The 23,816-nt window shown below is 40.2% G+C and carries 19 protein-coding genes and 2 pseudogenes; 17 read left to right on the plus strand and 4 right to left on the minus strand.

Going from position 1 to position 23,816, the window contains the following annotated elements:
- Positions 1–513 precede the first annotated feature (513 nt).
- The 15 genes from IPH84_17160 (at position 514) to IPH84_17230 (ending at position 17,448) form a co-directional block, all read left to right on the plus strand.
- A complete protein-coding gene (locus IPH84_17160) occupies positions 514–660 on the plus strand; it encodes a hypothetical protein (GenBank protein ID MBK7174909.1) in 147 nt (48 codons plus the stop codon).
- Between the two features lie 3,247 nt (positions 661–3,907).
- On the plus strand, positions 3,908–4,147 hold the full coding sequence (locus tag IPH84_17165) for a hypothetical protein (GenBank protein ID MBK7174910.1): 240 nt from the start codon (positions 3,908–3,910) through the stop codon (positions 4,145–4,147).
- A 725-nt stretch (positions 4,148–4,872) separates the two neighbouring features.
- The gene (locus IPH84_17170) at positions 4,873–5,442 is read left to right on the plus strand and encodes a hypothetical protein (GenBank protein ID MBK7174911.1); all 570 of its coding nucleotides are present in this window, start codon (positions 4,873–4,875) and stop codon (positions 5,440–5,442) included.
- 141 nt (positions 5,443–5,583) lie between these two features.
- Positions 5,584–6,084: a hypothetical protein gene (locus IPH84_17175; GenBank protein MBK7174912.1), complete on the plus strand. Its 501-nt coding sequence runs from the start codon at positions 5,584–5,586 to the stop codon at positions 6,082–6,084.
- 313 nt (positions 6,085–6,397) lie between these two features.
- Positions 6,398–7,099: a hypothetical protein gene (locus IPH84_17180; GenBank protein MBK7174913.1), complete on the plus strand. Its 702-nt coding sequence runs from the start codon at positions 6,398–6,400 to the stop codon at positions 7,097–7,099.
- A gap of 298 nt (positions 7,100–7,397) precedes the next feature.
- Positions 7,398–7,904, plus strand: a complete 507-nt coding sequence (locus tag IPH84_17185) for a hypothetical protein (GenBank protein ID MBK7174914.1) — start codon at positions 7,398–7,400, stop codon at positions 7,902–7,904.
- Positions 7,905–7,912: 8 nt separating this feature from the next.
- Positions 7,913–8,608: a hypothetical protein gene (locus IPH84_17190; GenBank protein ID MBK7174915.1), complete on the plus strand. Its 696-nt coding sequence runs from the start codon at positions 7,913–7,915 to the stop codon at positions 8,606–8,608.
- 449 nt (positions 8,609–9,057) lie between these two features.
- Entirely contained in the window at positions 9,058–9,231 is a 174-nt protein-coding gene (locus IPH84_17195; GenBank protein ID MBK7174916.1) for a hypothetical protein, read from the plus strand.
- A 348-nt stretch (positions 9,232–9,579) separates the two neighbouring features.
- Positions 9,580–11,559, plus strand: a complete 1,980-nt coding sequence (locus IPH84_17200; GenBank protein MBK7174917.1) for a toll/interleukin-1 receptor domain-containing protein — start codon at positions 9,580–9,582, stop codon at positions 11,557–11,559.
- Between the two features lie 49 nt (positions 11,560–11,608).
- Entirely contained in the window at positions 11,609–12,715 is a 1,107-nt protein-coding gene (locus IPH84_17205) for a hypothetical protein (protein MBK7174918.1), read from the plus strand.
- 51 nt (positions 12,716–12,766) lie between these two features.
- Positions 12,767–13,600, plus strand: coding sequence for a hypothetical protein (locus tag IPH84_17210; GenBank protein MBK7174919.1), 834 nt, complete (start codon positions 12,767–12,769; stop codon positions 13,598–13,600).
- 23 nt (positions 13,601–13,623) lie between these two features.
- The gene (locus IPH84_17215; protein MBK7174920.1) at positions 13,624–14,790 is read left to right on the plus strand and encodes a hypothetical protein; all 1,167 of its coding nucleotides are present in this window, start codon (positions 13,624–13,626) and stop codon (positions 14,788–14,790) included.
- A gap of 92 nt (positions 14,791–14,882) precedes the next feature.
- A complete protein-coding gene (locus IPH84_17220) occupies positions 14,883–15,365 on the plus strand; it encodes a nuclear transport factor 2 family protein (protein ID MBK7174921.1) in 483 nt (160 codons plus the stop codon).
- 70 nt (positions 15,366–15,435) lie between these two features.
- A complete protein-coding gene (locus IPH84_17225) occupies positions 15,436–16,365 on the plus strand; it encodes a TerC family protein (protein ID MBK7174922.1) in 930 nt (309 codons plus the stop codon).
- A gap of 60 nt (positions 16,366–16,425) precedes the next feature.
- Positions 16,426–17,448, plus strand: a complete 1,023-nt coding sequence (locus tag IPH84_17230) for an aldo/keto reductase (GenBank protein MBK7174923.1) — start codon at positions 16,426–16,428, stop codon at positions 17,446–17,448.
- Positions 17,449–17,450: 2 nt separating this feature from the next.
- On the opposite strand, the pseudogene mtnA reads toward IPH84_17230, so the two are convergent.
- The 3 genes and pseudogenes from mtnA to IPH84_17245 form a co-directional block, all read right to left on the minus strand.
- Positions 17,451–18,583 (minus strand): annotated as a pseudogene (mtnA, locus tag IPH84_17235) (S-methyl-5-thioribose-1-phosphate isomerase).
- 133 nt (positions 18,584–18,716) lie between these two features.
- Positions 18,717–19,082 (minus strand): four helix bundle protein, encoded by a 366-nt coding sequence (locus IPH84_17240; GenBank protein MBK7174924.1) that lies wholly within the window; start codon positions 19,080–19,082, stop codon positions 18,717–18,719.
- Between the two features lie 134 nt (positions 19,083–19,216).
- A pseudogene (locus tag IPH84_17245) lies at positions 19,217–20,346 on the minus strand (amidohydrolase).
- A 217-nt stretch (positions 20,347–20,563) separates the two neighbouring features.
- Between IPH84_17245 and IPH84_17250 the strand changes: the two are divergent.
- Positions 20,564–21,436, plus strand: coding sequence for a glycosyltransferase family 2 protein (locus IPH84_17250; GenBank protein MBK7174925.1), 873 nt, complete (start codon positions 20,564–20,566; stop codon positions 21,434–21,436).
- Between the two features lie 10 nt (positions 21,437–21,446).
- On the opposite strand, the gene IPH84_17255 is transcribed toward IPH84_17250, so the two are convergent.
- The gene (locus IPH84_17255) at positions 21,447–23,267 is read right to left on the minus strand and encodes an ABC transporter ATP-binding protein (protein ID MBK7174926.1); all 1,821 of its coding nucleotides are present in this window, start codon (positions 23,265–23,267) and stop codon (positions 21,447–21,449) included.
- 144 nt (positions 23,268–23,411) lie between these two features.
- Between IPH84_17255 and rbfA the strand changes: the two genes are divergently transcribed.
- A complete protein-coding gene (gene rbfA, locus IPH84_17260) occupies positions 23,412–23,750 on the plus strand; it encodes a 30S ribosome-binding factor RbfA (GenBank protein ID MBK7174927.1) in 339 nt (112 codons plus the stop codon).
- Positions 23,751–23,816: the final 66 nt, after the last annotated feature.

The raw sequence follows: 23,816 nt of genomic DNA on the forward strand, positions 1-23,816 counted from the left end.
CTGATCCCGTAAATCAAGATATACTTAACGTAAAAATAACTTTACAATTGACACAGTAAAAGAGCTGTGGTCACAAACGCTAATACAGCAGGTAAACCTGATTGGTCGCACATTCTCCCACATTTATGACAATAATATATATTCCAGGGTTTCGATCCAGGAAGTACATGGAATCGAAAGCGTTTACGAAGGTGATAAAACATTCTGACCCAACGTTCAAGAATACAGAAGATGAGAAATTGTCCGGGTTTCATGGAAAGAAATACTGTATTTGTTGGGTTAAAATGACTCTTAGTTTTAAAAATATCCAAGTTCTATTTTGTTTTGGCACGAAGTCGGTTTGACTATTAATGAAGAAAGGCAAAATTACTGAGCAGCCGGGATTATTACGATTTATGGGGCGGCAGTTTTGACAATATTCGGGACAGTGGCGAAGTTTACAGAAGATTTATGATGAAAGTTTGGATGAGGAACGCTTATGAATAAAAAAATTGCAATATTAAAACAATATCAATGAATTTAACAATGTTTGCCATGATCAGGAATAATCGTTCAGACCCAAAAATTTGCATTAAAAGTTTTAAAAATAAAGCTATTGGTATGAGCAGGACCACCTCAGGAGGAATTGGCTACTATACTGTCAGAAAATACGCATCATAAAGAGCAAATATTTTATGTATTAATCAGAAATATTCAGAAATCAAGAAGCCTAGCCAGGAGGATCGAGAATGGTTTGAGAGGTTCATTGCGACTACAAAATTGCAGATTTAAGCAGTTTGAGTGATATTAAGCGGGTTGCTCAGGAACTTACTGAAATGAAGACTTCTAATGATGCTTATCCACAATGGTGTTTACCTTACAAAAGAAATAACTGCCGACGGACTAGAAGGAGTGTTTGTGGTTCACTACTATCAACCTTTATAGCGTTAATTTTCTATTGCAGGATAAGTTGGAAGTCACAGGAAAAGCCAGAATTATAATGGTTGGCTCCGAGGACATCGTTTTGCAGCCTGGGAATAAGGATTGATATTAGTCTGAATTACAGGAAAATCACAGGTATTCAGGTTTAAGCTAGCAAGCTCAGCAAAAGCCGCGCAACTATTATCGATGATCATTTTTGATGGGCAATACAAAATTCTGGAGTAACCATAAATACGATGCATCCTGGTGCAGTGAAAACAGATACAGGAAAAGAAAATGACCTGTATATCGTTGGTTTTAAAAAAATTTTTATTAAAACATTAAAATCTCCAGGAAATTTCAGCTGAGGCATTGTACTATCTTGGAGGTTTCTGAGAAAGATTGAAAAGGTTAGTTGTAAATTTTTAATTTAACTTACAGAGGAAGAGCCTGCTCCTCCTGCTTTGGACAAGGAAGTTGCCATTGAGACTATGGAACAAAAGCATGCAATTAGCAGGATTGCAGAAGTAAAAAGCGAGATCATTGCAGTGTCGGATTGCCAGAATTTGAAAAATGAAATAGCAACGACATATAATGAAAAGAGTTAATTGAAGTATATGGAAGAAAAGAGTTTGCCTGATCATACATACAATACGGCCTTCAGTTTGAGTGGTGGCATTGCAAACCTTTATCAGCAGTGGCCTTGCGCGTTCAGGACAAAAAGTATTGCTGATTGAAAAAATAGGTAGATTTGGAGGCCTGGTAAAGTTCGTTTTTCAATGATGGTTTGTTTGAAGCTGGAGTAAAGAACTTTAGAAGATGCAGGCATTATTTTTCGCTTCTTGCTAAAGGATTTAGGCATTCAGCTTGAAGTTGTTAAAAGTCCTGTTTCTGAAGGTGTAGAAAATGAGGTTATTAATATAGAAACCTTAAATGATTTACATAAATACGGGAATACATGTAAGGTATTTCCACAAGAAGAAAGTAAGTGAGATTGATAGGGTAATTAAAATCTAGAAAAATAATAAGAAACACATGAATGTACTCTATAGCTGCGAAAGTCATAGTTAAAGACCTGATAGCAATAAAAATTTTTTGTTTAAAACACTTTTACCCTGGCTGCCGAAATTCATGTTTCTTAACCGTAGGGAAGAAGATTAACCGAATAAGACATGCGGTGGGAGGATTATTTAAGAAACTATTATAAAAAGCCCTGCCCTCAGGGATGTAGTTTCCACAGCATTTCTTTAAAAATACACCTGCCTTTTTTTGCATTGAGTTATTTTTCCTTATACCTGGATTATTTCTATCCAAAAGGAGAGTTGGCTTTCGGGCATTGAAAGGCAAATATCAGAATGTGGAGGAGAACTTAAAAGGCAAATTTCACAAATCGTTGATAAGGGCTGATAAATGTATTGTTATTGATCAAAACAAACATCAGTTACAGATATAATCATCTTATATAGGCTACTGATTTGAAACACTATATAACATGAAGCCAAAAACAAGGCTTGTCTCCAGATATCAAAGCCAGATTTAGTGAAATGGGAAGCAGAATGCTGGCAAACCAAGTGGAAATTCTGTTTTTCCTTATTTCTTGAAGTAGATGTGCCATGAAAATTTCAGTGCGAGTGCTCATGGGCATTTCTTTCACCATCAAAAACAGGATTAGGCAAAACACACGGAAAGAACTATATGACTTGCTTAGGAGTACAAGAAGCATTAAAAAGAACAAATAATTACCTGGCTTGACAAATTTATCCAAATTGAATACCTGTAAATTTCCATTCCCCGGACTTAAAAGATCCGGCAATGGTTCCACCTGAAGTAAAGCAGGCATTATTATAAGCTTACTTGCGGAATATGACTTATTCAGAGAGATTCAAAAAGCAGGCTGGATTGATCCAGTTTACCGTTGAAATGGAAAATCATATTTATTGATGTAATGCACTGATTCTATTTACCCTATGCTAAAAGATAAAATCATAGCCGCTTTTCTTTTACACCGCAGAGCATTAGAAAACAGGTAGGCAGTTCTGGAAGGAGCTATTGTTGGCTGGTCATTTCAAAAAATATGCCAGTTGTAAATAAAATTCAAATCTCAAGATCGTTCAGTTCTAACACCTATACCTTCAATTTACCAGAGCAGGACAATGGGCTTATGGTCCTGCAGGTGTACCTATGTCAATACTTACCAGCAAATTGGCGGCAAATAAGTTATAAAAAAATTAAAAAATAATTTAGGAGATTATACTCATTCATGGCAGTTTTGCAATCCGACTTATTGACAGGAACTGATTAGAATGAGAATAAATAACTGATCCTATGAGGTATAATGACTTTCAATTGTCTTAAATACTGAAGTTGTTTGATGTGAAAAGTTTTATCCTCTAAGTATTGTTTTTCTTATTGGAAGGTTAATACTCCAATGGGTATTGCAGAGATTCCGGAACTAAACACTCTGAAATCAATATTTTTACAGATGAACAAACCGGGTTTCATCTACGGCGAGCAGGTACGCTGCCAAAACCATAGATGGCACTTCCCGGTGGGTAGTGGCAGGATGCGGTACAGTCAGTTCACTGAATGCTGTTTTTTTATTATTCTAACACAGGGTAGCTGCGGGAATGATGGAGTAATCACTGAAGACCATAACTGCAGGTGACAGCTGGGAATTGCTTAATACAGGGACCTGAGTCGACCGAATGCCCTCCATTTCGCTGATGCCTTCACAGGCTACGTTTCACGATCAGATTTTAAGAAGAGGGAAAACAGTGGATGGAAGGTTAAGCTGGACCTATACACCAGTGCCCAGCGGGCGATAAGTATCATTGACACAAATACAGTGTACCTGGTAGGATCCCCCCTTGACATGAGCATTTTCAATCGAGGATAGTGGATTAAGCTGGGATATAAATATATGGAACCCCTTTAACGGCACCTCTGAATGATGTTTGTTTTACAGGCAAATCGACGGGATTGTTGGGGAGGAAAGCTAGGCACAAAAATGTATTCCTACTCTGTGATTAATTATACCCACGATAGCGGCGCCAGCTGGCATGGTTTGGAACAGATTAATTCCGGCTGGCTAGATGCTGCTTATTTACTGATTCCACAAATGCTTTTGCAGTTGGACCGGATGGAATTATTTTTACACACTTCAAATGCCGGTATGCAATGGAATAAACAGGTATCAACTTCAACCTATGATTTGTTATCGTACACTTTCCCACACCTTGGAAACTAGGTTATGCGGTGGGTGAAGCAGGAACCATAATGAAAACTGATGAATGGAAGTGTAGGAATAGACAGTCCCCCAAGGATACAAAACCGACTGAAGTCATTCCCAAATCCAACAAGGGTGAAATAATAGTTAAATTACCCTTCCCACATTTCAGTTGGAATCCTGAGTATTATAGATATACAAGGGCAGGGAAGTGATGAGAGAGAATATTCATGCTGAAGAACAATTAATGGACCTGAGCCGCCTTAAGAGTGGATTCTACCTGATAAAAGCCGAAAACCGAAGATAGGATTTATGTTGCACCTGTATTGAAAGAGTAAGTGAATAATAGTATTCGTTCTTACCTTTCTTTTTCATTTTCCTCATCCTGATGATTTGAAATAGATGACGGGAAAAGACCGATCTGTGATGATCCATATTCTGAGAACACTCAATAAACAGTTTTCCGAAACTAAAAACACATTTGATACTTTTCGGGAGATTCAATTCTTAAACAAGAATTGCCATATATTATTGAATCTTCATCTCAATTTCATCTATTATTTTTTAATTTCAATTTCAATGGAATGATGCGAAAAATCAATCTACTTCCATAAGTTTGTAGGAAAAACATTAAGAAAGGATTCTCTGCCCGGAAACTAACCAAATACCAATAGAACTACATCCCAATTATACATTCTTCTACATTAATATTCAACTCGTTTCTTCATCTTTAAAACAATTCATTTATGAGATCTAATAGCATTATCCTGGTTATATTCCTTACGATTGCGAGCTACCTGGCCCAATCACAGAACATCTCAAAATATCTGAACGACGGAGGAGCCTCCAACAGTAAACTGAACCTGAAAATTGGATTTGATCCGATCAATGGAGCTTTACCACTGATTTTTGAGTATGGATTCAGCAAGAAATTTTCACTGGAATTAAGTGCAGCCCCTGTTTCAGTCAAACGTCAGAACTGGTTATATACCGAAGATCCCATGCCCATAGGCGAATCAGGATACGGACTGGCATTCAGCGGAACCATTAAAGTATTTAAGCACACCTTCCCTGAACGGATGTATTTCGGATTGCAGTCAGGGGTCAGCTTTTTTGAAGAAAAAACCATTTACGACTTTGCCTGTGTTAAAATAGGTTACCAACGTGCCATTGTGCGAAAATGGATGCTGGGATTTGAGGCCGGCTTTGGTTTCAGATACTATAAAGACAACTTCATCATTGCGGAAACCGTTTATCCCGATAATGGAACCCGATTTATGGTCCCTGTTGTCATTCATACAGGTTTCATGCTTTAAGAAAATATAAATATATTATCAGATGAAAAAAATCTCCACCTTTTTGATGGCTCTTTGCATTGCTGGCTTTGTTAATGCCCAGCAAATCGGTTTTAACTGACTTCAGGCAAACTCCTGCGTGATAAAATCACTGAACGTACAGTGGATATCTCCAGCCTGGGAAATCTTAATGGCTATTCCTATTTCCTTTACCATCCATTTATAGCTGTGTTTAACCAGGTAAGCGTGGGCTCAACTGAGAATTTTTACATTGGCAAATTCGACAAGAATCTCAACCTGGTTAAACGCGCCGAAATTGAGCTGAAACAGGATAAGAAAGAGCTAACCTGCGAGGGTGTTCTGCGACTCAAGGATGAGTGTATTGTGTTTTCTTCATTTCAGAATACAAAAGACAAAAAGCATTACCTGTTCGCACAAAATTTCAATTTCAACACCCTCCAGCTTGTCCCTAATATCAAGCTTATCGGGGAACTCGACTATGGCAGTCTGCATAAATATAATAATACAATCTTTCATTACGAGATATCTGCCGACAGTTCAAAAGTGCTGGTATTTTATACCCTGCTGAGCAAAAAGAATGAGACTTTAAATACTGGCATGTATGTCTTCAACCAGGAAATGAACTGTTATGGAAGAACCTGAATGTTACTGCCAAATTTGCGGGAGGAGTATTTGAATACGACAGGTTCAGGGTTGATAATGAGGAGGCAATGTTTACCTTTTAGGGAAGCACTATGCTGATAAGGAAAATTATTATGATGCTGCTCATTTCAAGGATCGGGGGTTCTTTTCGAATGATGTCTATTACACAGATAAACCCAATTACAGCTATGAGTTATATAAGTATACGGCTAACGACCAAAATGCGGATATTCACCCATTATCCATACCCGGAAAATTTATCCGTAGCCTGAGTTTTACCCCCGCGGGAAATAACTCTATATTTTGCTTTGGGATGTATGCAAAGAGTGAAAAAATAAGTGTGGAAGGTGGATTTACTTTCGCTTATGACCTTACGACCAAACAGATGACTGGACTGAGTACCAAAGAAATGAGCAAGGAACTTATCAGCCAGGACCTTGACCCGACTGAGTTAAAACGTTTCAGGAGAAGCATTGATAACAAACAGGAATGGGATCCATTTGCATACATACTGGATAAGGTAAAAACCAAAGGCAACGGCGACAGGTATTTTATTGCTGAACAATACATTGGAGGGACAAAAACAGAGAGAAGCGGAAATATGACAATCTACAGTGCCATACATATGCATAATGACCTGTATGTGGTTAATTTGAACAGCGAAAACCAGATTACCCGGATCGACAAGTTGCATAAGCGACAATACTGGCTGAATACTGATACCTATAATTCATATTCCAGTATTGAGAAAAATGGCAACCTTTATTTCATTTACAACTCTTTTGAAGCATCTGATGGTATGTTTAAAAATATTGACGTGGGTAATTCATACATTGCCCGCCTGGATGCGAACGGCAAAGAACAAAAAAGTATTTTCAGAAAGAAGGAGGATAAGGATTCGCCAATGCCAATTCCCCGGACAGGAATTCTGCAACCCGACCATTCCATTATATTCAGCCTCATGACCTTTAACTACAAGGATTACCAGGTACAAAAGATCAGCATTACGGAATAGGGATAATCGCCCCCCAGTCCTGCATCCCTTGACCTATTTCAAGTTTGGAAGAAATACTATCTCAATAACCGGGAAAAATCAACCAATTAATTCAAATGAGGAAAATTGCCTTCTTACTACTGTTTAATATATTTTTAAGTGGGGTTTATTCACAAAGCATACAATGTGACAACCTTCAAATTAGGGATGCAGCAACCATTCATAAATACTGTGGAGATCAATGTAAGGCGGGGAATTCTGGCTGCCGGGAGGTGATTATGGAGGGAATGGACAAGAGACATTGCAATAAATTCATGGAATGCTGTTAGTCTCCTTTACCCCAGTGTGGCTAGAAAGATCACTCTGGAGTGTAACCCTGAATAAGGATACCATTGCTCATCAATACTGGGATAAGATCCTCTGGACTGTATCAGCATTAAATCATTATTATATCACCGGTGATCCAGACTTTCTCAAACAAGCCTACCGATGCTCAGAAAACACCCTTCATCAACTTGAATTGCAGGCTTTTGATAAGGAATCCGGGTTGTTTACCGGCCCGGCGGTATTTGCCGATGGAATCGCCGGGTATCCGGAACCGGTATTTGATAAAAACAATTTCTCTTCCTATGTACTTGATCATCATGCTGCTGATATCAAATGTTTAAGCACCAACTGCCTTTATTACGGAGCTTATCATGCCCTTACAGAGATGGCGGTCATTCTGAATGAAGATGCTCAACTCATCCAAGAGTTTACAATTAAGGGTGATAAGCTGAAGTCGGCCATTTTAAAGTCTTTTTATAATGAGCGGAACATAAGTTAAATTACATGATGGATCATTCCGAAAGGTTCATCAATACCAAGGAAGCTATGGGATATTCATTTGCCATTATTTTCGGGGTATTGAATCCCTCACAGGCTTATGAACTTATCAGGCATGCAAATATTTCCGCCTTTGGGATTCCCTGCCTGTACCGGATTTTCCCGTTATTCAGCCACACAACCGGCAGGCACAACAATATTATCTGGCCTATGGCGAATGGATTTTTGCCAAAGCATGCATCATTGCTGATAATATCACTGCTTTTTAATAAAGAACTGAGCAGCCTGACAAGTCTTGCCCTTGATGAAGACAAAGGCAATTATGAATTCTGGGAAATATACAACCCATATACCAGGAAACCTGATGGAGGTTATCAGGCAATGGGATCGGATAAGCCCAACCATCACTGGAATTCCTGCCGCTTGCAGACCTGGTCGGCAACAGCCTACCTGAATATGATCATTCATGGATTGGCAGGTATGAGATTCAATAATAATAGCCTAAGATTCGCCCCTTGTTTACCTGAAAAAGTTCATTACCTGAAGCTGACCGATTTAACCTACAGGCATTCGAAGCTAAGTGTGGAAATTACAGGGAACGGACAAAAGATAAAAGCATTCCTGGTTAACGGAATACCTCAGGAACATCCTGTAATCCCTGCCGGAGTTCAATCGGGGATCGAGGTATTTATTGAGATGGAATAAGAAGATAAGGGTCCAAAGTTTAGGGGATAATAAAGAAATGGCAGTATTAGCAGGTACAGTATCCAGGCTGGCCCTATAAATCATACTTTTCATTTACTCATTTCTGGTTGAAAACAGAAATCATAAAATAATATGAAAGTTTCATCCTATCTTTTACCCTGTTAACCCTGATCATCTTTAGCTGCAAAGCTGGCAGGTTCCAGAATCGTATACCGGGCAATGGGTACGGGCTAAAAGCAAGGTAACCGTAAGAACGGAACCGAAAAATGAAATACGGATTCCATTCAAATATCTATCCGGATAAACGGCGATAAGACCGTAACAGGCACTATCGGAGCAGCCAATATCAAAATGGCCGTTTAAATAAAAACAGGGATTGCCGCCTTCCATCACAGGCATTCTTATATCATCAGTTTTGACCCTTAGGAAAGTTATTCCCGGGTGATCCGATGAATGAAAAAATGATGGAGATATGGCTCAGGCCCATTCAGAATGGCGGGTATCTGGAGGCAGAACTCCGTCAGAAGGACCATGCAGATGCATTCCCAATGGCAGGTTTGACATTTCAGAGAAGGATGCTACTTATATTGAGTGGCAAACTATTTCAGATCAACCATTTCTGAACTAGTAAGTGCGGAATAAACTCTCCGGTCAGTCAAACTTTGACCCACAGGATCATTACCTTTAAACTCAGGGGTTGACAGCAAAGCTGATCAGAATGAGTTATGCAACATGTAGCAACTTCAGCATTTTGCAAACAAATTCCATTTCAGTATAAAAACTAATCCTGAATCTTTATCAAACATTAGTTTATCTAAGAAACAATCATAACTTAGATTCTCTATTTCTTCATACAATGGATACCGGCACAAATGCATTGAGAATACTTTTCATTCCTGTTAATTCTATGGAATGGGGCTTATGTTCTCAACAGTTATCAGTTTTTCATCATACCAATTAAGAACCTACTTGTGAAAAGCACTATTTATATCTCGTATGCCTGGGGCATTTCCGATGAGTCTGAAGAGACAATTGCGGTAATGGGGTTATGTAAAGCCCTTTCAGACTATGGATTTAACCTGGTCCTGGATAAAACACATCTTGATTATCACCAATCGCTCCCCGATTTTTTTAAGGTTATAGGTTATGGAGGCATTGTTATTCCAATCGTTGGGAAGAGATACCTCCAGCGTTTAAATTGCCTCATTGAAGCAGCCCATATGATCAACAGGGGGGATATACAAGAAAGAATTTTTCCACTGGTCTTGTCTGATAATCATGAAATATATGATACCCTGAGGAGGCCTGCGATCATCAATGAGCTGGAACAATACTGGTCCGATAAGGAAAAGGAGCTCTCTGAAGCAATAGATTTCAGCCACTCGCTGGGGCATGGCAGGCTACCTTTCAGGCATGATGTAAACCTTTTACACCAGGTAATCAGTACAATTTCTGAATTTGTATCACACATCGGGACTTCTAAACAATTCAGCCTGGAGCATGAATTAAAAAATAATTTCACCCCCTTCATCGAATTCATCCTGGCAAGAACAAGGAAAAAAGTTGCCAAACCTTATTATCAGAAATTTGAAGGCGAGTATTTCGGCCGTGAAGAGGATATAAAATTTGTGGATGATTTTATCATGGATGATAGTCATCATTTCCTTTTACTGTATGGCGTTGGGGGAATGGGTAAATCACATTTACTCTCCATTTGCCTTGAAAAAAATGCGATCGGGAGAACGTTTTATTGGGTAAAAGCTGACAGGAACTTTGAGTTAAAAGATCTGTTTAAAGCCTGCAACCTGCGATTCCCGGTTGAATTAGTCAGCAATAAAGAGATTTGCAATCGATTCCTTGAAGAGTTTACCTCAGAAGAAATATTCCTGATCATTGATGACTTTTATGAAATTATTGATGTTGATGTAAGAGAATTACTCCCCGATTTAGCATGCCTTCCGGCGGGAAAGTTGCTATTGATTTCCCGCGCGGTTCCAAAGGAAATTGAAAAACAAAAAGTTTATCACCTGCAACTGCCGGCATTAAAAAGGGAACCTTTCAAGCAAGCCATGTATGCTTACATTTCCACTGAGAATAAAAGAACTTTTTCGGATGCGGAACTGGATAAAATATTTGATAAGGCCCAGGGATACCCCCTTGGAGGCCATCTGATTATCCGCCTCGCAGATTTTGGTGATAAATTGGATGATATTTTGAATGACCTCCCCAAATTTGAAGCAGAGCTGGATGAAGAGGGTAAAAGGTTTAGTGAAAGGCTATTGGATAATATTTTTAATAAAGCCGGGATTGGAGAAATCAACCTGCTCTGTGAATTCAGCGCACTCTTCGGGTTTTCAGCCTTCGATGTAATTCGCAAGTTGCCATCCTTCAAAATTGAAATTTTCAATTCCCTGGTTAATCGCAGGAAGTTCATTAACAATGACGGGGAAGGCAAATACAGTTCTCATGCAATGATCAAGGACTACGCCTATGAGAAACTTAATAATAAAGAAGAAGTCCATCGAAAAATCGGCAACTATTTTGAAGAAAAATTAAAGGAAAGCAAAAAACTGGATTGGGATCTGGCAGATTCTATCATTCTTCATTATAAGAAAGTCGGGAAAAGGGACCTGGAATTTTTTGGGCAACGAATGTTTTTAAAATTTCGTGACAGAGATGTAAAATCTATTATTGAACAATCTTTGCAGAACACCATCCGTAACTATAGCAGCCTGCTGGAAATCTATCCTAACTATTTACCCTATTACAATGAGTTAGGAATGACTTATAGATATAACCACCAGGATCAGAAGGCCATCCTTACTTTTCAGAAAGGACTGGAAAAAAGTCCGGGGGATGTTGTTTTATTGAATGAACTGGGGATCACCTATCGTGAATCGGGGAAATATCAGCTTGCCATTGATACTTTTCTACAGGCAATCCAATATTAATAATGATTCATTACCCTCATATAATGAGTTGGGGAGAACATATCGTCAAATGGGGCAGAACCAACTGGCTATAAACACATTTAAGAAAGCAATCCGGATTAAACCGGATCAAACCCATTTCTATAATGAGCTAGGCATCACCTACCGGGAAATAGGACAAAACCAGAATGCGATCAATATAATCCTGAAGGCTCTTGCGATTGACCCAAAGCAATTGCCACTTTATAATGAATTGGGAATTACTTATAGAGAAGCCGGCTTAAAGCAGGAAGCTATAGATATTTTTCTAAAGGGGCTAAAAGTCGAAAAAGATAATGTCAGAATCATTAATGAACTTGCGATCACCTATCGGGAGAACGAGCTATACAAGGAAGCAATTGACAGATGCAAACAATCCTTATCTGCCGACCCACAAAACAAATGGGCAGCCCTGAACCTTTTGCAGATCTATCTTTTCTTTGAACCTGATAAGGCTAAAGCAAATAAATATTATGAGAAATCCCTGCAGCCTCCTCAGCTTACAGGATTCAAAAATCAAAAAAAATCTTTTCATTCAATTATTGAGAATCTGGATGAAATTCTGCGACTCGAATCAGATGAGATCAGGCTTTATGAAAAATATACTTATCTGGCGATCCAACATAAAGCATATCACTCCATTTTACCTTTCCTGTTTAAATTAAATGAGAAATTCCCAAAGTCACTAAAAATCATCAGTCGCCTTGGAAAAACCCTCTCAAACCAGGTTATCGCAAGAGCTGAAGAGGGATGCGTTTTTCTAAAGGAAGCCATTTCACTATTTCAACAAGAACAAAATGAAAAAGAAATGCAGGACCACCTGGTATTCTATTTCAATAATCTTCTGTTCAATGAAAAGCTGGAATTACTCGAAGAAGAACTCAAATTCTATAAAAATGAAATAAAATTTAATTATGCATATTATCTTTTTCTTGCAAATTATTCCATAAAACAAGAAAAACCGGAAGAAGAAATTATAAACCTGTTTGAAGAAGCCTTAGAAGCCGCTGAATTAAAGGCGGAAAAGCTGAAAGTTATTCATGCATTACTGAAATATTTGTCGACAATTGAACAAAAAAATTATATAGATCTGGTAGAGAAGCTCATTACAATTACTGCTGAAATTGTTAAAAACTAGAATCATTCGATGATGCAGAATGAAATCCTTAAACAACAAAATGATCCCGAGATGATCAAGTTGCTACGGGCCTCAACCGTAGCTTATTCAAAAGCCAAATCAGGAGAAATGAAGATAACCTACTTCCTGGTTTTATTGGCATTTGCCTATCCGGTGTCCTACGTCCTGATCGGGGATGAACACGTTAAATTAGTCTTATTTGGTTGTTCCTTTTTGCTAACGGTACTTGTTCAATTACTGACGAATACTTTTAAAGGAAATACTTCAAAAGGGGCAATTCTTAAAGAAGAATTTGATACGCGTTTATTCATGCTTCCCTGGAAATCCACCCTCAGGAAATCGGATCATACAGAAGTGTCTAAATTATCTTTACAATACAAAGGAGAAGATATCAAGGACTGGTACTCCCCTAATCTTTCCCATCTGATTCCTCATCCAATAGCTGTAGCTGTATTGCAGCATTCAAATACGAGCTGGGATATTGAACTTAGAAAGGCCTTCAGGTTCTGGCTGGCAGCATTCCTCACCATATACACAATTGCCCTGTGGGTGTTATTGATCGCCATGAATGTAGATGGCTTAACCATTTTCTCAATCTATTTCTCCATTTTATCCTTTTACATTCACTTCTTTACAATGATAAGAGGTCATTCAAATGCCATTGAAAAAAGAAAGAGGCTGTCAGAACACCTGGATGTAGTCATTCAATCTGAAAAAAATATTGAAATTACCGAGCTCAGAGATATCCAGGATGATATTTATTCCACCCGCGAGGAATCTGTAAAAGTTCCGGATTTTTTCTTCCGATTGTATCAGAAACGACTGGATGCAATTGAGGAAGATTACATAGAATCTGTTAACCTTGTGTACAGCAAAAAAACATAGTATAACTTTCAACTTTTAGTATAATGAAAAGAATCATCTTGTCCCTGGCAGGACTGTTTTCAATGATTATTACCGCGGGCCAGAATTTTGATAATATGATGTCAAAAAAGCAGGTCGATTGCTCTGATATTGCTTATAACAGTGGTTTGTATTTCGTTCAGTTCGTCTCTGAGAATAAGCTTGATTCTGCCAATCAAATTTTACAATACTGGGAGTCAAAATGTGGAATGAGAGAGCCTGTTCACAGGGCTAAATTGTTGCTTTCAATCAAACAGGGACGTCTCGAAGAATCCCTGATCACCCAAGGCATTTTTAATTATCTGTTCAATTATCAGTCCCGGATTGCAATGATTCAATATTCAAATTATTATTCCTATGATAATTACAAATCATATTATGGTTATATCCCTCCCGGACAAGAGTTTGATCAGTTTACCAGGACTTTAGCCGGGGAATTAAAAAAGACATGCAAATCAGGTTCCCTCGAATACCTGCTGACTGAATTCTATAGTGACAACAGCGATACTATTTTTTCAAAATTACAATCTGATGAATATCGAAGATCCACTTTGGCCATGGAATACCGAAAGACGGTTTATGAATATGTTATTTTACCGGAACTGCATATGTCGTGGATTACAGGCATTTGGATTCCTACCGGTGGAATGAAAAATTTAGGCATACATCCGGATCTGGGATTCCAAATGGGTTCAAAACACAGGAGAATGAATTATGATGTTACCTTAACTTTCAAGTTCCTGAATTCGCCTAATGATTATTATGCGAGAAGGTCATCAGCTGATTCCCTTGAGAAGACCAGCCACTTTTTTGGCGGGCATATTGGTTTCGACCTGGGATATGACCTTTATACCAGGAAACAACATGAAATTCAGGTTACAGGCGGGGTCGCTTTTGAAGGATTTGATGCTCTTACCGAGGATACAGACAGGAGTTTGAAATCAGCTTCTGCAGGAACTTATAATATTAATGCAGGAGTAGGATACAGGTATTACCTGAAAGATAACCTGTATTTAGGAATCAGGGCCAAATACAATTTTGTGGATTATACGTTAAATCATGTCGTTGATTTCACCGGAAATCCCATTACCATTCAATTTATTGTCGGGGGCTTGAACAATATCCATAAGAAAATGAACCTAAATGCATTACATTATAAATTGAGGAAATAGTCTATCAGAAAAGGGCAACCATAAAAATCATCATTCTATTTCCTCACAAAAACAATTGATATAAAAAAGGTGTTTAATAATAAAAAAACATATTGAAACGCATTAGTAAAACCATTATAAAACTTGCATTTGCCAGTCTTTTAGTCTTTGCAGGCATCATTCAGGGATTAGCACAGGAAAACCCACCTGTTGACTTAGTCCTGTACAACACCATTGCCCGGCAGGACAGCCTGCTTTTTGCAGCTTTCAATGCCAAAAATCTTGAAGGGATGAAAACCTTTTTTGATGAGAGTCTTGAAGTGTACCAGGATAATACGGGTGTTCGAAATTTTACCGAAACCATCGAAGCGTTTGCAGGACTTTTTGAAAAAGATTATGTGCTTACCCGTGAACTACTGGCAGGAAGCCTGGAAGTATTTCCAATCAAAGACTTCGGCGCTATTGAAACCGGAAGCCATACGTTTTGCCATATTGAAAACGGAAAGCCTGATTGCGGCACCTTCCGGTTTTTGCATATCTGGAAGTTCACAGATGGTAATTGGAAGATCAGCCGATTAATTACCTATGGTCATTAGAAACCTGTAATTATCTTTGCTTTGATCATATAAATCAACCTTCAAATAATCAGTAATATTATCATTAAAAATGGAAGTTAACATTTGGTTCTGGGTATTTTTCAACCTTTTTGTCCTCATTATGCTAGCCCTCGACCTGGGGGTATTTCATAAGAAACTGCATGTGGTAAGTGTTAAAGAGGCCATGACATGGTCGGGGATATGGATCTTCCTTGCCTTATGTTTCAATGGATTTATCTACTACCTTTTCGGAGAAACCAAAGCCCTTGAATTCTTCACAGGATATGTGATTGAAAAGGCTTTGAGTGTCGACAATATCTTTGTCTTCGTCCTGGTATTCTCCTTTTTTGGTATCCCTTCCATTTATCAGCACAAAGTCCTCTTCTGGGGCATCATCGGAGCCCTGATCATGCGTGTAATCTTTATTTTTGCCGGAGTGGCCCTGCTTGAGAAATTCCACTGGACCATCTATATTTTCGGAGCGTTCCTGGTATTTACCGGCATCAGGATGCTGCTTGATAAGGATAAAAAAATGGAGCCCGATAAAAATCCCGTGATCAAACTTTTCAGGAAACTCGTTCCTACCACCCCTGAAATGCACGATGATAAATTCTTCATAAGGATAGACCGTAAACGGTATGCCACTCCCCTATTTGTTGTGCTTGTGATGATTGAAGTCACAGACCTGATTTTTGCTGTGGATAGCATCCCTGCTATCCTGGCAGTGACACAGGATCATTTTATAGTTTATACCAGTAATGTTTTTGCTATCCTGGGACTGCGGTCACTCTATTTCGCGCTGGCCAATATTATCGACAGGTTTAAATACCTGGCTGTAGGACTGGCCATTATCCTGATTTTTGTGGGACTCAAAATGGCCTTGATAGATTTCTTTAAAATCCCGATTCACTATTCGTTACTGGTGATTTTTCTGATCCTTGCCGGCAGTGTGATCTTCTCATTGATAAAAACCAAGAAACATGACCAAGCTTCGTTTTGAAAAAGGGGGGCTCAGAGGCAAGACCAAAAATATATTATTCAAATTAATTAGAAAGACACCATGAAATACAAGAAACTGGGAAATACAGGAGTTTTGCTTTCGGAGCTTTGCCTCGGAGCCATGACCTTTGGCGGCAGGGGATACTGGAAAGCGATTGGCGAACTGCCACAGGAAAGTGTGAATGAACTGGTTAAAACAGCCGTGGATGAAGGAATTAACTTTATCGATACCGCCAACGCTTACTCCGAAGGCCTTTCGGAACTCATGCTTGGAAAAGCCCTGAAAGACCTTGGAATATCCCGGCAGGAAGTCTTTATAGCTACCAAGGTTAGGCTTCGGATGGGGAAAGGGGCCAACCAGGTTGGACTTTCCCGCCTGCATATTACCGATTCGGTGAATGATAGCCTTGAACGACTTGCACTCTCACATATTGATTTGCTTTATATCCATGGTGTGGACTCCATTACTTCCCTGGAAGAAACGATGCGGGGACTGGAAGATGTGGTCCGATCCGGGAAAGTCCGATACCTCGGAATCAGTAACCACCCTGCCTGGATGATAGCCAAAGCCAATGGCATAGCCGACAAGATGGGCTGGACAAAGTTTGTGGCCAGTCAGAACTATTATAGTATTGCCGGAAGAGATGTGGAAAGGGAAATTTTACCCATGGCGCTGAGTGAAGGAATATCCATTATGCCCTGGAGTCCGCTTGCAGGTGGATTTTTATCCGGGAAATACACCCGAAATACTGAAAAGGCAGGCGACAGCCGCAGGGATAACTTCGACTTCCCTCCAATTCATAAGGAGAAAGCTTATGACATCATCGATGTGATGATAGAAATCGGGAAAGCCCATGGGGTATCAGCCGCCCGGGTGGCACTGGCATATTTGCTTAATAAGCCTGCCGTAACCAGCATTATCATCGGGGCAAAACGAAAGGAACAGCTGCTTGACAATATTGCAGCCACTCAATTGACCCTTACAGAAGAAGAAATGCTCAGGCTTGACCAGGTGAGTGCTCTTACACCAGAATATCCTGCATGGATGCTGGAACGACAGGGACAAAGCCGTTTTCCTTCCTGAAATTAAGGAATCACTCTTTTAATAGCCAAGGCATCAGGACTGATAATCCCTTTTTCGGTAATGATGCCTGTGATCCATTCAGCCGGTGTTACATCAAATGCCGGGTTAAAAGCTTTTGAACCGGGAGAGCTGACCCTGATCCTGCGGATTACCCCTGTTTCATCAGGCCCTTGCTGGAAGTGTACTTCATCTTCCTCCCTTTGTTCAATGATTATCTGGCTTCCATCAGCAATAGAAAGATCGAAAGTGGAAAGGGTGCAGCAATATAGAAGGGAATTCCAAACTGCCTGGCGATGATAGCTTTTTCGAAAGTGCCTATTTTATTGGCGGTATCCCCATTGGCAGCGATGCGGTCGGCACCAACAATCACCATATCGATCATACCTTTCGACATGAGGTAAGCCCCGGCATTATCGGGAACCAGGGTATGCGGAACCCCTTCGTTAAATAATTCCCAGGCAGTTAATCGGGCACCCTGGCTCCTTGGACGGGTTTCATCAGCATAAACATGAATATTTTTCCCCTCACGATGGGCAATATAAATAGGAGATAATGCAGAGCCATAGTCTACAAAGCCCAGCCACCCTGCATTACAATGTGTCAGGATACGGGATCCCTCTTTTATTAATGAATTGCCATATTCTCCGATTTTCATGGCATCAGAAACGTTTTCAGCTGCTAACCTCTGAGCTTCGGCATAGGCTGCTTCGGGAGAAATCAGCCCTGCTTCGTACACTTTTTCGGTGGCATAAAAGAGATTCCTGGCTGTAGGACGTGTGGCTTCGATTTCTCTTCTTGCCTGCATGCATTGTTCAATGTAGGCTTCCCTATTGATATTTTCAGGGTTTTGTGATGTACTAATTAAATCAGTATTAGCATTTAGATCTGTCTTGAAATCAATTAATCCGAAATCCAAAATCCAAAATTCCATAAAGGCCTGGGCCATCGCAAATCCTGCAGCAGCGCCAATAGCCCCTGCTCCTCTTGTGATCATGCTGCGAATGGCATGGCAGGTATCCCTGTAATCTTTCGCCTCATAAATCCTGAATTCAAAAGGCAATGCATTCTGATCGATCATGAAGACCGATTTGCCTTGCATGTAGATGGTGAGGTGGTGCTGGTTGTTTACTTTCATTTTAAGTGCTGAGTGCTGGGTGCTGGGTGCTGGGGGGGGGGGGGGGGGGGGGGCGGGGGGGGGGCTGCACTCAGCCTGGCCCCACTCCACTTTTCGGTACTAAATACAAATACTCGTTTGCGAAAGTAATCAACTATTTACTCTTATAATAATTGATTAAACCATAGAGCAATCTCCGGCATTTCTCTATTTTATCCTGAATGGTTTTTGTTTTAATCTCATCCATATACTTAAGGTCATAAGCAAGAAATACCTGAGTCTCTATCTCATATAATGACCCTTTTGCTATATATAAAAATTGGACTGTTTCTTTATCAGAATTCCGCCCAATTCCTTCCGCAATATTAGATGGGACAGAGATTGCAGCTCGTCTCATTTGATTTGTCAAAGCAAAGATTTCTTCTTTAGGAAAATCCTGCGACATAATATAAATATCCTTAACCAATTCTCTGGCAATCTTCCAGACCTCTAATTGAGTATCTGATTTGTTTTCCGTCATGATTGTATAATTGATATGAATAAAACTATTAATAGATAAATCAATCTAATATAATTCAAACTTTAATCTCAATCTTCAACTAGCAAGGCTCAATAAAATAGCTAGTCACAGCACCCTGCACACAGCACCCAGCACTAAGTTTTTACTGCCAAAAACGCCATCAACCCCATTCCCGTCTCAATGCTACGCTCATCGGCATCGAAGGTAGAAGTATGCAGGTTACGGATTTCTTTCCAGGATGGATTTTTAACCCCAAGGCGGTAGAAACAGGCCGGGATAATATGCGAATAATAAGCGAAATCCTCTGCTGTCATCCGCTGGTCAAGTTCTACCACATTTTCTTTGCCAAGATATTCGATGGCCAACTCCCTGGCTTTTTGGGTGGTTTCATCATCATTCACCAGGAAAGGATAACCCTTGTCAATAAATACTTCACAAACTGCTCCCATCCCGGAAGCCAGTCCCTGTGCAATTTCTGTAATCTTTTGATGTGCCTTCGCCCTCCATTCCTCGCTGAAAGTGCGGAAAGTGCCATCAATTTTCACACTATCCGGTATAATATTGGTCCGCCCTTCAGCAATAAACCTTCCGAAAGAGAGAACTGTCGGGATACCCGGAGGGCATGCCTGCTCACAATCTGCTGTAAGGCTACAACAATATGTGAAGCAATCAGAACAGGATCAATATTTAATTCTGGTGTGGCTGCATGTCCCCCTTTTCCTTTCACGGTGAGGTATACCTCGTCTGTCGAAGCCATATAGTTTCCTGCCTTAAACCCAACCTTGCCTGCCTCAAGGGTTGGTAAAACATGCTGACCGATAATATTCACCGGAACGGGATTCAATAGCACTCCATCTTCAATCATGGCTTTTGCTCCCCCGGGGAACTTCTCTTCCGAAGGCTGGAAAATCAGTCTTAGCGTACCTTCAAATTCAGTTTTCAGTTCCTGTAAAATGCGGGTAGCTCCCAGCAGGCAGGTCATATGTACATCATGCCCGCAGGCATGCATTACACCCGGATTCATTGATTTATATTCACAGTCGTTTTGTTCAACAATCGGCAGGGCATCCATATCGGCACGCAAGGCACGGGTTTCCCTTTCGGGGTTATTTCCCCTGATCTCCGCAATGATACCATGGCCTCCAACATTCTTACGGTAGGTTACACCCCATTCATCGAGCTTTTTGCAAATAAAAGCCGCTGTATTTTCTTCCTTTTCCGATAATTCGGGATGTGAATGCAGATACCTGCGAATACTGATCATTTCTTCAGCATAAACTGATGCAAGTTGCTTTAACCCTGTTCCTGACTTCCATATTCATGTGTTGGATGTTGAAATGCAAAAGTAAAGCGAATTCGTTAGAATTGATCTCCGACAGAAAATGAGCCACTGAATATGCTGTTGAGGGAGCATTATCTGTAAGATAATAGGAACTTAACCGAAATGTTGCCAAATTTGCACACCCATTGTTCAAAAATCTATGAAAGTCTGTGGTTTCACAATCGTCAGGAATGCAATCAAATACGATTATCCCATTGTGGAGTCCATTACTTCAATACTTCCCCTTTGTGATGAGTTCATTGTTCTTGTTGGTAATTCCGACGACAGCACCCTGGAACTGATCCGTTCGATTGATTCTCCGAAAATCAGGATTCATGAAAGCATTTGGGATGATACACTTAAGGAAGGCGGCAAAGTACTTGCAGTTGAAACCAACAAAGCTTTCGACCTGATCCCACAGGATTTCGACTGGGGATTTTATCTTCAGGCCGACGAGGTGGTACATGAAAAATATCATGATGCCATCAGGACATCTATGCAGCAATGGCTTGAACATCCTGAGGTGGAGGGATTGCTCTTCAATTACACCCATTTTTATGGTACCTATAACTACCTTGGTGATTCCAGGAGATGGTATCGGAATGAAATCCGAATCGTTAGGATCGATAAGTCCATCCGCTCCTATCGCGACGCCCAGGGATTCAGGAAGTACGACCAGAAACTCAGAGTGAAAGCCATCCCGGCTCATATCTATCATTATGGATATGTGAAGAGTCCACAGACCATGCAAACCAAAATGCTGGATTTTCACAGGCTTTGGCATGATGAAGAATGGATCAGGAAAAACTTCAGGCTTGAAGAATTATTTGATTTTTCACTGATCGACTCCCTGGCTGAATTTCGGGATACTCACCCGGCAGTGATGAAAAAACGAATCGATGAAGTAAACTGGAGCATACAACTCGAAACCGGTAAGAAAAATCTCCACTTTAAAGATCGGGTCCTCTATTTTGTCGAAAAAATAACCGGACACCGGCTTTTCGAGTACAAAAATTACTCGTTATTGCGGTAAGCTCTTATTATCAAGAGAATGACTGCATTTCGCAAAGTCGGTTATAGAGTCCGTTAGCAGCGATAAGCTCATCATGCGTACCTCTTTCGGCGATCTTTCCTGACTGTATGACAACAATTTCGTCGGCATGCTGAATCGTAGATAAACGATGGGCGATTACAATAGAGGTGCGATTACGCATCAGGTTGATCAGGGCTTCCTGCACCAGTCTTTCACTTTCGGTATCAAGGGCTGAAGTGGCTTCATCCAGTATCATTATGGGAGGATTCTTAAGGACTGCACGGGCAATGCTGATTCTTTGCCGCTGACCACCGGAAAGTTTCACCCCACGGTCGCCGATATTGGTATCATATCCCTTTTCGAGTTTATCGATGAATTCATGTGCATTAGCTACCTGGGCGGCATATTTGACCTGTTCAGGACTAATATCTTTCTTCCCAAAGGCAATATTTTCGGCTATTGTGCCATTGAAAAGAATAGTTTCCTGGTTTACAATCCCCATTAAACCCCTGACGCCATCAATTTTCAGTTCACGAATGTCGGAACCATCGATCAGTATTGCTCCATCCGTAACATCGTAAAACCTGGGAAGCAAGTCAACCAAAGTGGATTTACCTCCGCCTGATGGGCCTACAAGTGCAATTGATTTACCCTTTGGAATTTTAAGATCGATATGTTGCAATACCGGGTCCTTTTCATATTTGAAGGACACATTCCTATATTCAATGGCATGGCTAAACTCATCTATGGGCAGGGCTCCCGGTTTTTCGATGATAACTTCTTCTGCATCCAGTACCTCGTTAATTCTTTCGATGGAGGCGGAACCTTTCTCAATATTATAAAATGCAGTAGTGATAGCCTTCGCCGGTACGATAATCTGGGAAAAAATACCGATATAAAGAATGAATTTAGGGGCAGTCAATGTAGATTCAGAAGAGAGAATTAATTGTCCGCCATACCAAAGAATCAAAGCAGTTACAGCAATCCCGAGGAATTCACTCACCGGGGAGGCCAGGTCCCTTTTCCGGAACAACCTGACCATGAGTTTCATAAATCCCCGGTTGTTCTCATTAAAGTTCTGGTACGAATAGTCAATGGCATTGAATCCCTTGATAATTCTAAGTCCTGAAATGGTTTCTTCGATCACCGAGATCAGTTCCCCCATCTTTTTTTGTCCCTTTTGAGAGGTTCTTTTCAGGCTGCGACCTATCCAGCCGATAAGGAGTCCGGCCACCGGAAGCACCAGCAGTACAAACAGAGTAAGCTGGGGACTGATGCTGAACATAGCGATCAGGTAGATGACCATTGTGATGGGATCGCGGAACATCATTTCCAGGGAAGAGAGAATCGACCATTCCACTTCCTGGACATCATTGGTGATACGCGACATGATATCACCCTTTCGTTGTTCGGAATAATAGGAAAGGGGCAGAATCATAATCTTATGATAAAGGGCATTCCTTAAATCCTTGACGACACCATTCCGAAGTACAGCTACAAAAAATAAAGCCATATACCTGAACAGATTCTTAAAGAAGAAAAGAATAACGATACCTATACAAATAAGGACCAGGGTATGGATTTCCCCATCAGTTCTGATTTGTTCACTGATATAATAACTGATATTGTTCAATATCGGTTTGGTGTCAAAGGCCCAGGGCATCAGTGTTACAACTGATTCTGACTGTTTGAAAAGGATATTAAGAACCGGGATTAGCGAGGCCAGAGAAACCAGTGAAAACAGGGCACCAAAAACATTGAAAACAATATTCAGGACAGCATACCATTTATAAGGGTAGGCATATCGTAATAAACGGGCAAGCTTTTTCACTTTACAGGATTACAGGATAAAGAAGAAAATGTCGGATTAATGCATGCAAAAGTAATCAATATCGATTGTAAAGAAGCACTCGAAAATAGAAGTAAGCTTTGTATTAACATATTCCAACATAGATATTTGTTGTAATTTTGCAAAATGGAAACAACTCGCCAGTTAAAAGTAGCCCGCCTGATTCAGAAAGACCTGGGTGAAATTTTTCAGAACCTATGCAGGGATAACTACCCGGGGAACCTGATCACAGTTACCAAAGTAGTGGTAGCTCCTGATCTTACTGTTGCCCGTGTTCATCTAAGCCTGTTTGGGAAAACAGAAAAATCTGAACTTCTTAAGGAGATCAATACTCATAAAAAATCGATCCGCCTTCAGCTTGGCAACAGGATCCATAACCAGGTCCGACATATCCCTGATTTGGAGTACTTTATTGACGACTCTCTCGACTATATTGAGAATATTGAACGCCTGTTAAAGAACTAAGGCTGGAAATTCAATAAACCAAATTGTTACTATCATACTTGATTTTCTAATTACCATTCTGCCTGA

The sequence above is a fragment of the Bacteroidales bacterium genome (genome assembly GCA_016707785.1).
Lineage (GTDB): Bacteria > Bacteroidota > Bacteroidia > Bacteroidales > UBA4417 > UBA4417.

Coding starts and splice junctions, on each gene's coding strand:
- IPH84_17160 (MBK7174909.1), top strand. CDS start 514: ATGAATTTAACAATGTTTGCCATGATCAGGAATAATCGTTCAGACCCA.
- IPH84_17165 (MBK7174910.1), top strand. CDS start 3,908: ATGTATTCCTACTCTGTGATTAATTATACCCACGATAGCGGCGCCAGC.
- IPH84_17170 (MBK7174911.1), top strand. CDS start 4,873: ATGAGATCTAATAGCATTATCCTGGTTATATTCCTTACGATTGCGAGC.
- IPH84_17180 (MBK7174913.1), top strand. CDS start 6,398: ATGTATGCAAAGAGTGAAAAAATAAGTGTGGAAGGTGGATTTACTTTC.
- IPH84_17185 (MBK7174914.1), top strand. CDS start 7,398: ATGCTGTTAGTCTCCTTTACCCCAGTGTGGCTAGAAAGATCACTCTGG.
- IPH84_17190 (MBK7174915.1), top strand. CDS start 7,913: ATGGATCATTCCGAAAGGTTCATCAATACCAAGGAAGCTATGGGATAT.
- IPH84_17195 (MBK7174916.1), top strand. CDS start 9,058: ATGAATGAAAAAATGATGGAGATATGGCTCAGGCCCATTCAGAATGGC.
- IPH84_17205 (MBK7174918.1), top strand. CDS start 11,609: ATGGGGCAGAACCAACTGGCTATAAACACATTTAAGAAAGCAATCCGG.
- IPH84_17210 (MBK7174919.1), top strand. CDS start 12,767: ATGATCAAGTTGCTACGGGCCTCAACCGTAGCTTATTCAAAAGCCAAA.
- IPH84_17215 (MBK7174920.1), top strand. CDS start 13,624: ATGAAAAGAATCATCTTGTCCCTGGCAGGACTGTTTTCAATGATTATT.
- IPH84_17225 (MBK7174922.1), top strand. CDS start 15,436: ATGGAAGTTAACATTTGGTTCTGGGTATTTTTCAACCTTTTTGTCCTC.
- IPH84_17230 (MBK7174923.1), top strand. CDS start 16,426: ATGAAATACAAGAAACTGGGAAATACAGGAGTTTTGCTTTCGGAGCTT.
- IPH84_17240 (MBK7174924.1), bottom strand. CDS start 19,082: ATGACGGAAAACAAATCAGATACTCAATTAGAGGTCTGGAAGATTGCC.
- IPH84_17250 (MBK7174925.1), top strand. CDS start 20,564: ATGAAAGTCTGTGGTTTCACAATCGTCAGGAATGCAATCAAATACGAT.
- rbfA (MBK7174927.1), top strand. CDS start 23,412: ATGGAAACAACTCGCCAGTTAAAAGTAGCCCGCCTGATTCAGAAAGAC.